Source organism: Thalassospira sp. CH_XMU1448-2 (genome assembly GCF_037027285.1).
GTDB classification, from domain to species: Bacteria; Pseudomonadota; Alphaproteobacteria; order Rhodospirillales; family Thalassospiraceae; genus Thalassospira; species Thalassospira profundimaris_C.
The window spans coordinates 1,408,629-1,424,923 of sequence record NZ_JAYMEA010000001.1 but is presented as its reverse complement, the minus strand read 5'-3'; the positions used below and the strand labels follow the sequence as shown (position 1 = coordinate 1,424,923).

Sequence of the window (16,295 nt, the reverse complement as noted above, 5' to 3'; positions counted from 1 at the left end):
TCATCGTGATTTTCCAATATCGGACACGAATGCTATTTTTTCGATGCGAAGCCGGTTTTGTTGACCTGCCGTTTACCCGATGGGATGGTAGTCTGAAGCGAAGAACCCTGATGAATAACGAACCAGGAGAGAGACCCATAATGACCTATTTGCGCAAACTTTCTTTTGTCGCCAGTTCTCTGGTCATCCTTGCCGCGACACCGGCAATTGCCGGCGATGCTGCCAATGGTGAAAAGCTGTTCAAACGTTGCGCTGCCTGCCACAGCCCCGATGCTGGTGTGAACAAGGTTGGCCCAAGTCTGGCAGGCTCGGTTGGCCGTGAATGCGGGACAGTAGAAGGCTATAAATACGGTAGCGGCTATCTTGCTGCCTGCGAGAAGGGCTTTGTCGCAGACGAAGCATTCCTGACCGATTACCTGAAAGATCCCTCTGCAAAGCTGAGTGAGGTTGCGGGCTCTAAACAGCGTTCCAAGATGACCTTCAAGCTTAAGAAAGACGATGAAATCGCTGATGTTATCGAATATCTGAAGACCCTGTAATCTTCGACAGGCTTTCACATGCAAAATGGCCGGCTGCAACATGCACCGGCCATTCTTGTTTCAAAACCCAAAGGCATCACGCCATCTGATGGCGCTTCATGCCGCCCTGCGACGCCGGCCAAGTTCATCACCGATCGCCCGGATCTGCTCAACAGCAGTGACATCTTCGGTCGACGTCACTTCAAGATCACGATCTTCATAAACATCCTGATCAGGCTGCTTTACCTGCCAATCAGCAACAGCAATGTCGCGTTTGCGGATCAATTCTTCTATCTGTGGGCGAAACAGAACCATCATGCCTGACACCCAGCGATTAACCGGCCACGATGGTTGGGCATGATCAATCAGGAACCCGTCAAGCATTCCAATTACATCTTCTGCGTCATACCAGACTTCACCGGTAACCCAGCGGTTCGTAGTGAAAAGGCGCTGACAAAAACCGAATTCATCCATTGAAAAAGCAACCAGATGCGAAAGCGCATCGTTTGGCCCCTCCGGATAGTCGAACCCGTCTATCTGCTTGGGTTTGCAATTTTCCGGCATGCCACGTGGACGCATGAAGGTATGAAAATGCCCATGTTCATCCCAGTCGCGGCGCTCTTCCTTGGGATGGGCGTGATAATAGAACTGGGCATGAGATTGCCGGTCATAGACATCGCCTTCCGGGTAATGGGTCCATTCATAGAATTGCCCAGCCCCCTTGATCAGTTCGCCAACGATATTATCGCCCGTCGCAGTCAGAACACGATGGCATTCCATAACGTCCCGACCAGCCGCCAACATTTTTTCAAGTTGGGAGGTCGGAATGGCCGTCCAGTCAATTGCAATTTCGGTCATATAGTCACCAGCATCTTTGCGATCCGCTCAGAATTTCCGCAAAGGCAGAATAATCGGCAGTCATCCGCTTCTGCGAATAAACACCGATCAAGAGTTAGTGATTTCACGTTTGTTTGCAACAACCTTCCGTCAAAGCGCAGTGTTTTGACAATTTCAGGCTCAGAACAACCGACAGGAAAACCGGATCCTCAATCCCGATACATCACACGAAATCCGATCAGGATATGCTTGAGATGTTCCGGACGTCCGTGACGTGCAGCTGGCCTGCAAACCCCGCACCCACGATCATCCCATGAACCGCCCTTGACCATGCGATATCCCGCCTGGGCTGATGTCGACGTCCATTCAAACACCTGTCCGGCACCGTCATACAGACCATAGGGGCCTGGCTCGAACTGTCCGACCGGCATTGTATCGAACGGGCCGCGATCGCCGCTATTGAGCAATTCGGGATCAAAGATATTGCCCCAGGGATAAAATGTTCCTTCCGGACCACGCACGGCTTTTTCCCAATGCAGTTCGCTTGGGAGGGACCATGTTTTACCGGTTTTCTGACTGAGCCACTGCACATAGTCCTCGGCATCCTGCCAGGATACAAGAACCACCGGATGGTTGCCCCGCCCTTTGGGTGGCTTGCCATTCGACCAGAGGAACGGCTGGATCGTATCATAGTTATAGATCAGTCCCTGACGATTCCAGTCATCCCGGCTCATTTCCGGAGCAGGATGACCGGTATCAGAGATAAAAGCGGCATATTGGTCATTGGTCACCGGCGTTTTACCAATGTGATAGCCCAGAAGATGGACCCGCCATTTATCGCCTTCGATATCATACCAGCGATTGCGACGGCTTAGATCATGGCCATAGACCTGCTCGTCTATCTGATAGGCATATTGCCGTTCAACCGCATCCGACCCCTGCCAGAACCATCCCGATGGAATATCCACAACAAATGGAATTACATCGTCGCCAGCATATGCCTGTGCACCCGCCGACATCGTGGCAAGCACAGCCCCGGCACAAATATTTCGAATGGAAGCGATACTGTCCCCAACTCTCATATACGATTTCCGTCCTGATCGAATATGGTTCTCACGGTTTATTTAACCGTCGTTATGATTTCGACTGATCGTCTTTCTTAACATCAACATGAGTAAAAGTGATCGTACTTTCAATCAGTTTGACGATTTAAATCCTGTCATACAGCTTCCATCCATCGCGAAGGATCAGTGATCAGGAACAATCCGGTCCCCGGCAATCAACACAGAACTCTCACATAACAGTGAAACCATGTGACGCCGCCACCTGCGCGTTTTGCCTCATAGTGCCTGCACCGACCACCCGAAAGAGTGTGGCCGGACATGATTTTACAGGACCTTCAGAGAGGCTAGGATGACAAAGAAAACCCAACGTTTCGCGAAAACCGCATTGCTTCCGGCTCTTGCAGTCGGAACCAGCCTTGCAATGGCGAGCCCGATGGCAATGGCCAGCCCGCTGCCAACCCCGACAGCCGAAGTTGCAACATGCACCGCGAACCCCTGTGCGGCTAACCCGTGTGCAGCAAAGAACCCTTGTGCGGCAAATCCCTGTGCTGCGAAAAAGATCGTAAACCCTTGCAGCCCGTGCGCGGCAAACCCTTGTGCGGCTAAAAATCCCTGTGCAGCAAATCCATGTGCTGCCAACCCGTGTGCTGCCAAGTAATAGCTTTCGCGTCCCGGCGACCCTTCCAACAAAGGGGCGATGCCATGCATCGCCCCTTTGCCTTGTTCGTTTGCAGTTTGTAAAACCGGGATCAGTCGCGGACCACCATCACCGAACAATCGGCATGGCGGACAACACGGGCAGCATTCGGCCCAAGCAAATAGTCCTTGAGTTCCGGACGATGGGCCCCGATCACGATGAGATCGCAATTGGTTTTCTTGGCCATCTTCAGGATCACTTCATAGACAGTTCCCTGACCAACGATGTGCTGCACCTTGATGTCGGCCGGGATGTTGGCCGACACGAATTCGTGCAAACGCTGGTTATAGGCTTCAAGCACCTTGCTTTCGTAACCCTTCGGGAAGAATTGCCCGACCATTGACATACCAACAGTCGGAACAACTGTCAGGACGTGCAGGCGCGCGCCAAAGCTTTGCGCCTGCTTGATCGCAACCGGCACGGCCTTCTTCCAGGAAGACTCATGATCAAGGTCTACTGTAACCAGAATATCCTTATACATGCTCATTCTCCCCGTCAGACCGTACCAAGCGCGCCTTCAGCGCGCTTGCGACGGCGTTGCAGAACAATGATCCCACCCAGCAGCAGGAATGCCGGAATGAAGAACACTTCCTTAGGCAAACGATCAGCCTCGACCTTCACCGCAGTGATTTCAAAGTCAAAATCAAGTCCGGCTTTCTCGGCAGGACCTGCAAAGACCAGATCATCAATAAAGATGCGACCGTCTTCGTTACGGATACCAATCCCGGCATTGTAAAGGCGATCCTCGCCCGACCCTGCCGGACCAAGCGGCAACATCACGGATTTGGATATTTCCTCACCCTCGATATTGATGCCTTCAACATCCAGCAGGATACTTGAATTTTCCGGCATCCCTTCGGCATCTTCAATAATTGTCGTTGCCGGAAGGTTATCGTAAGGCGGCTCGATCAGATCAAGCCAGAAGCCCGGACGGAACAGAGTGAAAGCAATCAGCAACAAGGCCGCACTTTCCCAAATCTTCGAACGGGCAAAGAAATACCCCTGCGTTGCTGCGGCAAAGACCAGCATGGCGACTGTCGATACTATAATCACCATCACAACATCAAATGGATGATCCAGACCGATCATCAAAAGCTGGGTATTGAACAGGAACAGGAACGGCAGAACTGCGGTACGCATCGAATAGAAGAACGCAACCACACCCGTCTTCATCGGATCTGAACCCGATACCGCGGCGGCGGCAAAGGATGCCAGGCCAACCGGTGGTGTCACATCGGCCATGATGCCGAAATAGAACACAAACAGGTGAACTGCGATCAACGGCACGATCAGACCGTTTTCCGCCCCCAGTTCGACGATCACCGGCGCCATCAGGCTCGAAACCACGATATAGTTCGCCGTGGTCGGAAGCCCCATGCCGAGGATCAGACTGATCACTGCCGTAAAGATCAGGATCAGCATCAGGTTGCCGCCGGAAATCAGTTCGACGAATTCAACCATCACCTGCCCGATACCGGTCAGCGATACTGTACCCACGATAATACCAGCCGCAGCCGTCGCGACACCGATACCGATCATGTTACGCGCACCGGTCGCAAAACCGTCAATGACATCGGCAAAGCCCAGTTTCAAACCGGCAGCAAAGTCAGGCGTCTTGCGGAAGTACGATTTTGCCGCATGCTGGGTCAGCATGATGAAGATCATCAGTACGGTGGCCCAGAATGCAGAAAGCCCGGGTGATTTGAGCTCGATCATCAGGAACCAGACCAGCACGACAACCGGCAGCAGATAATGCAATCCGGCCTTTGCCGTTTCACCAAGTGCCGGCAGTTCCAGAACCGGCTGGTTCGGATCGTCCATTTCAAGATCGGGATATTTGGCAGCGTAGTAGAGACCCGCCAGATAGATCGCAGCACATTCGGTCGCAACGATCCAGCCGACTGCGGCGCCAAACAGCTGCTTCTGGAAGAGAATGGCGTAATAGACCAGCCCTGAAAGAACGATCAGCGACAGCACGAACAGCAGCGACCGGATCAATGTCTGGCCGAGGGTCGAGGTCACCCGTTTCGGCAGACCTTTCATGTTCGCCTTAAGAGCTTCAAGGTGAACAATATAGATCAGCGCAATATAGGAAATCGTTGCTGGCAGGAAGGCATGCTTGATAACTTCCGGATACGGAATACCGACATACTCGACCATCAGGAAGGCCGCAGCCCCCATCACCGGTGGCATGATCTGACCGTTGACCGAAGAAGCAACTTCCACCGCACCGGCTTTTTCACCCGAGAAACCAACGCGTTTCATCAACGGAATGGTAAATGTCCCGGTGGTCACAACGTTGGCAATCGACGAACCGGAAATCAGACCGGTCATCGCCGATGACAAAACAGCAGCCTTTGCCGGACCACCGCGCATATGACCAAGGGCAGCAAACGCGACCTTGATGAAATAGTTGCCTGCCCCTGCCTTATCAAGCAACGAACCAAACAGCACGAACAGGAAGACGAAGCTTGTCGATACGCCAAGCGCGATACCAAACACGCCTTCGGTCGTAATCCACTGATGGGACATTGCCTTGGAGAAGCTGGCACCGGCCCACTGAAGAACTTCCGGCACCCAGGGTGCATTCCCGAAGAACACGTAAACCAGGAACAGTACAGCCACACACATCAAGGGCGGACCAAGTGCGCGGCGGGTTGCTTCAAGCAACAGCACCAGCCCGGCACCTGCGACGACAAGATCCTGGGTAATCGGAAGCCCCGGACGCCCTGCGAGATCGCGATAAAAGATGTAAATATATGCAGCACAAAAAGCAGCCGCAGCGGCAAGAATCCAATCTACAATCGGGATATAGCTGCGCGGCGAGCTTTTGAAGGCCGGATAGGCCAGAAACGCAAGAAATACAGCAAAAGCCAAATGGATCGACCGTGCTTCGGTCGAGTTGAACACGCCAAAACTGACAATATAAGGCAGCGGCGATGCCAGCCACAGCTGGAACAGGGACCATGCGACGGCCACATACAGCAACACCTTTGCTGTCATGCCGGTCGGCTGGCGCGCCCCTGTATCATTTTCCGCAATCAGGTCTTGCAGGTCCTGATCAGACGCAGCCTGGTTTGCGTTTTTCACGTCGGTCATTTCAAACTCCCGGTCTGATCGGAGATTTATGTTCCGGCTTCCCAGAAACAAAAAATCTCCGTCGACACACACCCGGTCGCCCACGGAGTACATTGGTATCAATCAAAGATACCGGTTTTTTAAAGTTTTTTGGTCGTACCCAACGGGCGAAAGAAAGAAAAACGGAGGGCAATTTGCTGCCCTCCGTTCCTGCCTGAATTACATCAGGCCTGCTTCTTTGTAGTATTTTGCAGCGCCGTCATGCAGCGGAGCCGACAGGCCGTCTTTGACCATTTCTTCTTTAACCAGATTTGCGAAAGCCGGATGCAGCTTTTTGAAATCTTCGAAGTTGTCAAAGACTGCTTTAACAACGTGGTAAACGACGTCCGCGTCAGTTGCGGTCGAGGAAACGAAGGTCGCGCCAACACCAAAGGTTTTGACGTCATCCGGGTTGCCGCGATACATACCGCCCGGAATGGTGGCAACACGATAGTACGGGTTGTCAGCAACCAGTTTGTCGATGGCTTCGCCAGCAACTTCAACCAGAACGGAATCACATGCAGTGGTTGCTTCCTGGATCGAACCGGACGGATGGCCAACGGTATAGATCATTGCGTCAATCTTGTTGTCGCAAAGCGCCTGGGACTGTTCAGCCGGCTTCAGTTCGGACGCCAGTGCGAAATCGTCAAGGGTCCAGCCTTTGGCTGCCATAACGATGTCCATGGTGTCGCGCTGACCCGACCCCGGGTTACCGATATTCACGCGCTTTCCTTTGAGATCGTCAAAGGTTTTGATGCCGGCATCTGCACGGGCAACAACGGTGAACGGCTCGGGATGGATGGAGAAGACCGCACGAAGGTCTTCGAACGGACCAACCTCTTTAAAGGCTTTCTCACCATGCAGCGCATAGTACTGAATGTCAGACTGGGCAACACCAAGGTCCAGCTCGCCGGAACGAATGGTGTTGATGTTGTAGGAAGAACCACCAGTGGATTCAACCGAGCAACGAATGCCGTGCTCTTTACGATCCTTGTTGACCAAACGGCAAATCGCGCCACCGGTCGGGTAGTAAACGCCCGTCACGCCACCGGTACCGATGGTGATGAAACGGTTTTCCTGTGCTGATGCCTGACCAGCAAAAAGCGATGCGCCAGCAATAGCTGCGACTGCAGTCGCTACTGCAATTAGTTTTTTCATTAGGATTAGCTCCCTTGTACACCCTGTTATAAGGCATCCTTCCATTCGTCCTTGGAACAGAAGAATTTCTTGAAAACACCCAACATAGTAGATGTTTTGACGCCGGGATTATAGGTTCCAGCTTGATGAATTAAAAGCCCATAACCCCGAAGCTCCTGATATTTCGCTGATTATTTCATTATGATATGCGTTTAAACTGTGGCTCCTACCATACCGGTTGCATGAGGCATTTCGCCTGTTCACCTGTCGCGATTTTACGCCCCATCAAGCGAGAACCCTCACGCGCCTGAGCAATCAATTCAGCATTGTCCGACGCTGGCGATCCGTCAACCTTAAGATGATTATTTTCAAACCCTATGCGCGCATGACCACCAAGACCGGCACCGGTCAAAATACAGGCATTCTCAAATGCCCCGAATGCACACAACATCCATTCGGATATATAGGAACTCGTTCCAAGGAATGGCAACAGCTCGGCCGGATCGGATATCTGTCCGACTGTGTAACGCCCCAGAACGAATAGAACCGGGAACTTTTCGCCCGGAAGAACCCCGATTTCGACCAACTGGTTAAAGCGCACGACGTCCTCGGGCGCATAGAGGATGAATTGCGGCAGGATGCCTGCTTCGCGCATGAATTCGGAAAACACCTTCAAGGCGTTCAGGTCTGCATCAATCGGCGCAATTTCCCGAACCGCAATTGATACCGCATCGGGAACAAGGTCGCGGATCATCGCCATCTGATCGCGCGCGCTATACATTCCGACGGCCTCGGTCGTCACCTGCAACAGCATATCCGGTCCGACAGCCGCCCGTACCTCGGTCAGCATTTCGCGATAGCGGCCAACATCGAGACTGTGTTTCTGGTCATCATCGCGCACATGAAGATGCATCATCCCAGCCCCGGCCTGTTTGCAGGCCAAGGCTTCCCGGGCAACCTCGGCGGGGGAGATCGGAATATTGATCAGATCCGCCTTGGTTTTCCGGGCTCCATTTGGTGCTGATGCAATCAGAAACGGTGTTTCGCCATAGACCATCATGAAAGTCCCTCGGCTACAAAGACGTCATCAAGCGCCGCACCAAACAGATCAACGATCTTTGCAACATCGTCTTCTGTCACGATAAATGCAGGGGCAAACAGCACGTGATCCCCACGCACCCCGTCAATCGTCCCCCCCATCGGATAAGCCATCAATCCACGGGCAAATGCCGCTTTCTTGATCTTGGCATTGATCTTGAGTGACGGATCAAACGGCTCTTTGGTTTCACGGTTCGCAACAAGTTCGACACCACGGAAAAGACCGCGCCCACGAATATCCCCAACAAAGGGATGCTGACCAAGTTTGGCCTGCAATCCATTCACAAGGTTTTCCCCCTGCGTGACCACATTTGCCAGAAGATTGCGTTCCCGAATGACACGCTGGGTTGCCAGTGCTGCGGCGCAGGCTGTTGCATGCCCCTGATAGGTATGGCCATGCTGGAAGAAGCCCGACCCGGTGGCAATCGCATCATTGATCTTTTTGGAAACCAGAACCGCACCGATTGGCTGATAACCGGCACCAAGCCCCTTGGCGATGGTTTGCAGATCGCCGGAAATGCCTTCCTGTTCGATGGCATGCAAAGTCCCGGTTCTGCCCATCCCGCACATGACTTCATCAAGGATCAGCAACACGCCATACTGATCGCAAATCTCGCGGATACGCTTGAAATATCCCGGTACCGGGGCAAGCGCACCAGCAGTCGCGCCAACAACCGGCTCGGCGACAAAGGCAGCAACATTATCCGCACCAAGTTCAAGAATGGCGGTTTCAAGTTCGTTCGCAACGCGAAGGCCATAGGCCTCTGGCGTTTCATCAGCCAGCTGATCACGATACTGGTAAACCGGTGCGATATGGCTTGCGGTGATCAGAAGCGGTTCAAACTGTTTACGCCGCCACATATTGCCACCAACCGACAGCGCGCCCAGCGTATTGCCATGATAGGACTGACGCCGGGCAATAACGTATTTACGCTCCGGCTGGCCGATCTCAAGGAAGTACTGCCGCGCCATCTTAAGGGCCGCTTCGGTTGCCTCGGACCCGCCGGAAACGAAATAGACCTTATCAATACCGGCCGGTGCATTGGCGACCAGTTCGTCAGCCAGTTCTTCCATGGCGTCTGATGAAAAGAACCCGGAATGGGCATAAGCAATCTGATCGATCTGGGCATGCATTGCTGCACGAACGTCCGGGTCGGAATGACCAAGGCATGAAACAGCGGCCCCACCGCATGCATCAAGATAACTCTTGCCCGTCTCATCAAAGATATAAATACCCTCTCCGCGCACGGCACGTGGCGGGGTCGCGATGCTTGTACGATGCAAAACGCGGGTCGACGCATTGGGAACTGTTTTGGTGTTTGACGCAGTTGTCATGTTCGGAAATTCCGTAAGAGCCCTGACCCTAGTTTTCAAAATAGGTATCAAAGGCAGCAAGTTGTTCTTCTGCAGCAGAAATCCGTTGCAGGGCCTTTTGACCGCCGCGCGCGACAAGCAGCGCAACAAGCGCCTGCATGACCGACAAAGCGGCGGTAAAACTCTGGAAAAAGGATTGCGACGTGTCACGAACAACCAGTTTGGTCATGGCTTCAAGCGCAATCGGGGAAACATCGGAATCGCTCACCGCGATCACCGGGCAATGCTGGGAGCGTGCAAAATCAACTGCGCGCACCGTGTCACGGATATAGGGTTTTGCCCCGACCGCAATCATCAGGTCACGGCGACCAATCCCGCGCAATTCATCCCCGAACGCGCCGGAATGACCATCAACCAGCACCCCGTTGTCACGAAACAGGCGATAGGCATAAGCAAACTGATAGGCCGCAGGATAAGCAGCCCCGCGCCCGACAATATAAACATGACGGGCATTTTCGATTGCCATACAGGCTTCGATCATCCGCGCGCTGAGATCAGGACTGAATGCCGCACTGATATTGTCAATTTCCGTACGCGCGATACTTTCCAGCAGATGCTCGTCGCGATTGGCATCATTTTCCGTGCTTTGGGTTTCGCGGGCGCGCTGGGCGTAGCTGGCGGGTTGATCAAGCAGTCTCGTCTGATAGTGATCGCGAAATTCTTGCCAGGTCTCGATCCCGATGGCCCCCATCAGCCGGGTAATGGTGCTTGGCGGCACACCCGCCGCCGCCGCAAGCGCGCGCATCGAACGCAAGGCAACCTCATTGGGATGATCAAGGATATAGCGCGCAGCTTTCTGCATCTGCGGACTAAGCTTGGCGTAGCCCGAGATCAGTTTTTCGCGCAAATCAGAATACAAACCCATCAATCAGGCACCTCTGCACAACAGGACACATGAAATTACGCCACAAGATGCGCGACATCGCAACATATGTTTCAAAATTACACGACATGAAACACATGTTTCATCACAGTGTTTCATGCGTTTAAAGTCCGCCACGCTGGCGAAATTGAAAAACCATGGACTTATTAGAAAAAACTGTAACAATAATAAGAGTCACTCAAGGAACCTGAGCGTTTCAGATAAAAAGAATATTTGTGCCGTTTGGTAAGGGACTGGGCACCGAATCGGTAGGTGGCCAATGGAACATCAGATCATCAACGCGCTTGCGCAAACACAAGCAGGCATTGCGCTTTTTGACGCTGACGAACGGATTGTCTATGCCAATCCGGCGTGGGAACAATTAATCACGGGCGTTGCCGAAGAAGACCTGATCTTCAACGAAACCGAACTTGCCGATGGCGGCATGATTTCAATCTGCTTTGTTAAGCCACAACACGTCCCGCTTGATAAGATCAATCTTTCGAACTCGGCCAATGATGCCAAAATCGGGACTGTGATCATTGCCGATGACAGCGAAAGTAACCGTATGGTCGCCCGCCGGATCCTTCAGGCCGAGGGATACAGCATCGTCGAAGCCAGCAACGGTCAGAGCGTTCTGAACATGTTGCGTCGGGGGGTGAATGCCGATTTGATCCTGATGGATGTCGAAATGCCCGACATGGACGGCTTGCACACAACTCGCCGGATCCGTCACATGCCCGGCCCCGTATCACAGACCCCGATCATCGCCCTGTCGGCCCATCAATCGCGTGACTGGAATGTTATTGCCCGGCAGTCCGGTGTTGATGAATTCATCAACAAGCCAATCCAGCGTGAAAAGCTCATTGAAACCATGCAGGACCTGATTGCGCGCACGTCGGGTGCCGCAAAAAATGCAAAAGCGACATCCTCCCCCCCGCCACATCTGCGCAGCAAAAGTGCCCGCCTTGGTCGTCCTTCCCGCCCGGAATCCCTGACCAGTCCGGTACTGGATATCCGGGTGTTGGAACAACTTTACAATGATGCCGGCGAGGAGGGTGCTCGTTGTGGCATTGACATCTTTATCAATGAAACGGAATCCCGACTGGTCAAGATCGACAAGGCATTGTCCGAGGACGATCTGAAAACAGTCCGCAACGAAGTTCACGCCCTTAAAAGCACGTCGGGGACGTTTGGTCTGCGCCAACTGTCCGAACTTTGCGAGACGACCCAGTCCATTTTCGAGGATGCCGAATTTGACGAAGACCGCGTGCTGGCACTGTCACGTCAGGTTGTCCAGCTTGCACCAACGGCATTGACTGCTTTGAACCTGTATCGACGGTCACGCCATATCGGCAGCAACAACACGATCTGATTTCTGCCCGGGTGATTTCTGTCTGGTGTGCTCAAGGATATCACCACGCGGCCCGTCAATCATTTCCCAGACCTTCCACACCATTAATGCCCAAACAGTCAACGCCATGTCCGCATCCCGACCGGATGTCGCACGCGTCCAGCACATCCTTTGCCGTTCTTTTGGCAGACCGATTTCACCAAACACCGCATTTAAAATACTGTCGTCATCCCCCCAAAGGTACGTGCCCAGTTTGGCAAGCCAGTCCGCCAGTGGTGGATTAAACCCGATCTTGCGATTGCCAAGATGCCCGGCAGGAAAATGGGGCTCTATGACGTCACGCCAGACCGATTTCGCCCCATCCCGCAAATGCTGTGTTGCAGAAATCACCGCAGCAGACCGGATCACGTCATGACCAAGCAATGGCGGGCGATATTCCAGCCCGAATGCCATGCCGCACCGGTCCGACATTACAAGCTGATTGCCCGGCAATGTCACATCCCGGTCAAACTGCATCATCTGATCGGCAAGATTGCCGTTCTGCATCAAGCTGTCTGTTATTCCGGCAAGTTCTGTCTCAAACTCCGGCACGGCACAGCGACTGTTCCAGACGTCAAATGCTGACCGCAGATCATCACATCCCCCCGAAAGAAACCGCACCAATTCACGATGGCTTGTCCATTTGCCAATCCGGGCTGCCCACTGTCGCAAAGGTCGCGGAACATGTTGCCAATACCGGTCATACAAAAATGCGGCGCGATATCTGGGATAGCCGCCAAACAGCTCATCCCCGCCATCACCAGTCAGACAAACACGGACATCCTGCCCAACCTGCGATGACAGTCGCTGCATCAAGACAATCGACGGATTGGCAAATGGCGCACCAACCGCCCCCAGCCCCGCAATCAGTTCGTCATATATCTCTTCCCCGGTTTTCGGGGCACGAACGATGCAAAGCGTTTGCCCCAAATGATCACAAAGCTTTCGGGCAGCATCGGTTTCATCACGGGCCGGATCGTCAAACCCCATGACGAATGCGGGTGGCAAGTCCCGGCCCTGTTTGCACGCGATATCACAGGCAATCGCCGATATCCCGGCACTGTCAAGCCCGCCGGAAACCAGACATCCAAGCGCACAATCGACATCCATCGCATCCGCAACCGATTGCCTGACCTTCTGACGCAGATCAGAAACCCTGTCAAAAGACGTCGGCTTGGCACTTACATCCTGTGCCGGATGGGCAATCGCGCTTCTGGTGATCGCGCCATTCTGCCAGCAGATGACGGATCCGGGCTTTAAGAGTTCGATACCCATAACGCCACTTGCCGGTGCTGGCACAAACAGATGGGCCAGATAGCGAGCCCTGCTCGTTTGATCGAACCGAAGACTTTGCACTTCACCAAGTGCCGCCAGTTCCGAAGCAAATGCCAGATCACCGGTCGGGCTGCTGTGGCAGACATAAAGCGGCTTGATCCCGACCGGATCGCGCGCCAGCCATAAGCTGCGTTCCCGAACATCCCAGAACGCAAGTGCATATTGCCCCGATAATGCACCGAGTATATTGGCAATATCATCGCCCGCCATGACGGCACGGGCCAACAGATGCAAAACCAGTTCCGCATCATTCTGGCTCCGCATGTATGCACCATCCCGGACCAAGTCGGCGATCTTACGCCGGTGTCCGGCGATGTAGCCATTGAACACCAGAACAAACCGCCCATCAGCGGTCACCAATGGCTGATTGGCTGTGTGTGTCGGGTCCGTGGTGATCAGTCGTGCACATCCTAACGAAATGGCACCATCCGGATCAGACCAGATCGCGGTATTGTCGGGGCCGCGATGGGCAAGTTTACCCAGGATACGCGCAAGTGCGGATTGACCATCTGATGTCGTGATCCCGGCAATTGCGCACATGGCTGCTAAGCCATCTCATCCGGTTCAGAACCATCATCGGGCAGGTTTTCGTGACCCTGCCCGTTTATGCGATTCTGAAGATCACGCAGGATGTAAAGCCGAAGGGCACTGGAAAGATTGCCTTCACGTTCGGAATCAATTTCGACCACCAGTTCCGCCAGTGTGAGGTCCCGGCGTTCGGCAATTCCGACCAGTTCCTGCCAGAAAGCATCTTCAAGCGAAAAACTGGTTCTGTGGCCTGCAATTGTCACTGATCTTTTACGAACGGTGTCATCCATCGGCGTTTATATCTTTTCATGTCTGGGAAAAACGAACATGATTTCAAATGCTTTCCGCCATGATAGGGCATCGTCATGAAATTCATACATCTTTCCGATCTTCATATTCTTGCACGCAATGACCTGTCACGTAAGCCGGATGCCGCGGCAACCCTGCGCAAGGTTATCGGTGAAATCAACACCCACCATCACGATGCCGAAATCTGTGTGATTACCGGTGATATCACGCATCGCGGAACAGCCGAACAGTATGAACAGGCCGTCGATATCCTGTCCGAACTTGCCATCCCCTATCTGATCATTCCCGGGAACCATGACATTCGCGAAGCTTTCCGCGACGCCTTTCCGACCACGTCGGTTGATGCCAACGGCTTTGTCAATTTTGGCCAGACCTTTGACGGGGTGCGGTTTGTCATGATGGACAGCATCGTGCCGGGTGATCATCACGGCACCCTGTGCGAAAGACGTCTGGCCTGGCTGCGTGACGAACTTGCCGCCCATCGCGATACGCCAACTTTCCTTTTCATGCATCATCCGCCGTTTGAGATGGGCCTGCCCTTCATGGATACGATCCGCCTTGATGTTGAGCACGAACTGGGTGAAATCGTCCAGGCAAACCCGCAAATCAAGCATCTGTTCTTTGGGCATTTACACCGGCCTGCGACCGGCACTTGGCTTGGTGTACCGTTCGTTCTGGCCAACAGCACCCAGTGCGGCGAACCACTTGATTTCCGTCATGAAAAGGAAGAAGAGCTCGAAGACCGCAATCCGCTTGGTCCGGGATACGGCATTGCCTTTTCCGACCCCAAGGGCGGGCTTCGCTATCACTTTGATTTTGTGAAGTTCGATATGGGTGCCTGATCAGGCCGCAATTGTACCCCGATCCCATTCAGTACGGACAATCGGGTCTTCTTCTTGCACGGCCTGACGTGTCCGCAGTTGATCAAACGCTTCACCATCCATCAATTGCGACAGCGCCCAGACGGCACTGGCGCGGATCAGCGCACTCTCATCACCCAGCAAGACGATAATTCTGGGGATCAGACCTTCCGACCCGCTATTGCCCGCCGCGATCAAAACATTGCGCAAAAACTTTGCCCGACCGATCCGCTTGATCGGTGATCCGCTAAAGAATGCGCGGAATGTTTCATCATCAAAATCAAGGAAATCGGCCAGACGCGGCGCAGTCAGTTCCGCGCGCGGAATGAATGCGAGCTCTTCTGTTCTGCTCGCAAACTTGTTCCAGGGACAGGCTGCCAGACAATCATCACAACCATAAATGCGATTGCCCATCGCCTTGCGAAATTCAAGGGGGATGGGTCCATCAAGCTCGATCGTCAGATAGGAAATGCATTTGCGCGCATCAAGCTTATAGGCTGCCGGAAAGGCGTCCGTCGGACAGGCCGACAGACATTTTGAACAAGACCCGCAATGATCAATTTCGGGCTCGGCTTCGTCAAACGAGATCGTAGTAAAGACCTCGCCCAGAAACAGCCAGCTGCCAAATTCCCGCGACACGAGATTGGTGTGCTTGCCCTGCCAGCCGATACCCGACGACTGCCCCAGCGGCTTTTCAAGAACCGGGGCAGTATCAACAAAAACCTTTACCTGTTCGCGCCCGCCCGATTGCTCAACCAGCCACCGGGCCAGTTGTTTCAGGCGTTTCTTGATCAGATCGTGATAGTCCTTGTTGCGCGCATAGACAGAAATCATCGCCCGGTCCGGGTGATCAAGCAACTCCATCGGATTTTCGGCCGGGCCATAATTGCTGCCCAGTACGATCACTGATTTGACGTCGGGCCACAGCATTTCCGGATCACGACGCCGTGGCAAACGTTCCGGATCATTCATCCATGCCATTGAACCGTATTCGCCACCGGCAACAAATTCATCAAGGCGTTGCTGATTACGCGGATCAATCTGCGGACGCGCCACACCACAGACATCAAAGCCGATTTCGCGGGCTTTGGCCTTAAGCATTTCCAATGTGATCTGGCGTTCGGTCGTTGTGGTCATGTTTGCGGGTCGGTGTTCTGTGCAAAGCG

General features: G+C 53.5%; 15 protein-coding genes. 3 read left to right on the top strand and 12 right to left on the bottom strand.

Annotated elements, in window-relative coordinates; genetic code table 11:
* Positions 1-140: 140 nt before the first annotated feature.
* Complete coding sequence (locus tag WA318_RS06365) at positions 141-539, top strand: c-type cytochrome (RefSeq protein WP_114099517.1); 399 nt, start codon at positions 141-143, stop codon at positions 537-539.
* Between the two features lie 96 nt (positions 540-635).
* Here the strand turns inward: WA318_RS06365 and WA318_RS06360 are convergent, their stop codons facing one another.
* The 9 genes from WA318_RS06360 to WA318_RS06320 all read right to left on the bottom strand — a co-directional run bounded on the left by WA318_RS06360 (position 636) and on the right by WA318_RS06320 (position 10,707).
* Positions 636-1,376, bottom strand: a complete 741-nt coding sequence (locus WA318_RS06360) for a DUF6969 family protein (protein WP_114099518.1) — start codon at positions 1,374-1,376, stop codon at positions 636-638.
* A gap of 188 nt (positions 1,377-1,564) precedes the next feature.
* A complete protein-coding gene (locus tag WA318_RS06355) occupies positions 1,565-2,437 on the bottom strand; it encodes a formylglycine-generating enzyme family protein (protein WP_336080330.1) in 873 nt (290 codons plus the stop codon).
* Positions 2,438-2,743: 306 nt separating this feature from the next.
* Positions 2,744-3,127 (bottom strand): hypothetical protein, encoded by a 384-nt coding sequence (locus tag WA318_RS06350; protein WP_336080329.1) that lies wholly within the window; start codon positions 3,125-3,127, stop codon positions 2,744-2,746.
* Positions 3,128-3,168: 41 nt separating this feature from the next.
* Positions 3,169-3,597: a universal stress protein gene (locus tag WA318_RS06345; RefSeq protein ID WP_114099521.1), complete on the bottom strand. Its 429-nt coding sequence runs from the start codon at positions 3,595-3,597 to the stop codon at positions 3,169-3,171.
* A gap of 14 nt (positions 3,598-3,611) precedes the next feature.
* Positions 3,612-6,215, bottom strand: coding sequence for a TRAP transporter permease (locus WA318_RS06340; RefSeq protein ID WP_336080328.1), 2,604 nt, complete (start codon positions 6,213-6,215; stop codon positions 3,612-3,614).
* A 198-nt stretch (positions 6,216-6,413) separates the two neighbouring features.
* Positions 6,414-7,391: a TAXI family TRAP transporter solute-binding subunit gene (locus WA318_RS06335; protein ID WP_114099522.1), complete on the bottom strand. Its 978-nt coding sequence runs from the start codon at positions 7,389-7,391 to the stop codon at positions 6,414-6,416.
* Between the two features lie 205 nt (positions 7,392-7,596).
* Positions 7,597-8,430, bottom strand: coding sequence for a 3-keto-5-aminohexanoate cleavage protein (locus WA318_RS06330; protein WP_336080327.1), 834 nt, complete (start codon positions 8,428-8,430; stop codon positions 7,597-7,599).
* Positions 8,427-9,803: an aspartate aminotransferase family protein gene (locus WA318_RS06325; RefSeq protein WP_336080326.1), complete on the bottom strand. Its 1,377-nt coding sequence runs from the start codon at positions 9,801-9,803 to the stop codon at positions 8,427-8,429. Before WA318_RS06325 ends, WA318_RS06330 begins: the two co-directional genes overlap by 4 nt.
* Positions 9,804-9,831: 28 nt before the next feature.
* Entirely contained in the window at positions 9,832-10,707 is an 876-nt protein-coding gene (locus WA318_RS06320; protein ID WP_336080325.1) for a MurR/RpiR family transcriptional regulator, read from the bottom strand.
* A gap of 277 nt (positions 10,708-10,984) precedes the next feature.
* On the opposite strand from WA318_RS06320, the gene WA318_RS06315 reads away from it, so the two are divergent.
* On the top strand, positions 10,985-12,079 hold the full coding sequence (locus WA318_RS06315) for a response regulator (RefSeq protein ID WP_336080324.1): 1,095 nt from the start codon (positions 10,985-10,987) through the stop codon (positions 12,077-12,079).
* On the opposite strand, the gene WA318_RS06310 is transcribed toward WA318_RS06315, so the two are convergent.
* Complete coding sequence (locus tag WA318_RS06310) at positions 12,047-13,972, bottom strand: asparagine synthetase B family protein (RefSeq protein ID WP_336080323.1); 1,926 nt, start codon at positions 13,970-13,972, stop codon at positions 12,047-12,049. The two genes, WA318_RS06315 and WA318_RS06310, sit on opposite strands and share 33 nt — an antisense overlap.
* 5 nt (positions 13,973-13,977) lie before the next feature.
* Entirely contained in the window at positions 13,978-14,250 is a 273-nt protein-coding gene (locus tag WA318_RS06305; RefSeq protein WP_114099527.1) for a ribbon-helix-helix domain-containing protein, read from the bottom strand.
* Positions 14,251-14,325: 75 nt separating this feature from the next.
* Between WA318_RS06305 and WA318_RS06300 the strand changes: the two genes are divergently transcribed.
* The gene (locus WA318_RS06300) at positions 14,326-15,111 is read left to right on the top strand and encodes a phosphodiesterase (RefSeq protein WP_336080322.1); all 786 of its coding nucleotides are present in this window, start codon (positions 14,326-14,328) and stop codon (positions 15,109-15,111) included.
* On the opposite strand, the gene queG is transcribed toward WA318_RS06300, so the two are convergent.
* Positions 15,112-16,266, bottom strand: a complete 1,155-nt coding sequence (gene queG / locus WA318_RS06295) for a tRNA epoxyqueuosine(34) reductase QueG (RefSeq protein WP_336080321.1) — start codon at positions 16,264-16,266, stop codon at positions 15,112-15,114.
* Positions 16,267-16,295: the final 29 nt, after the last annotated feature.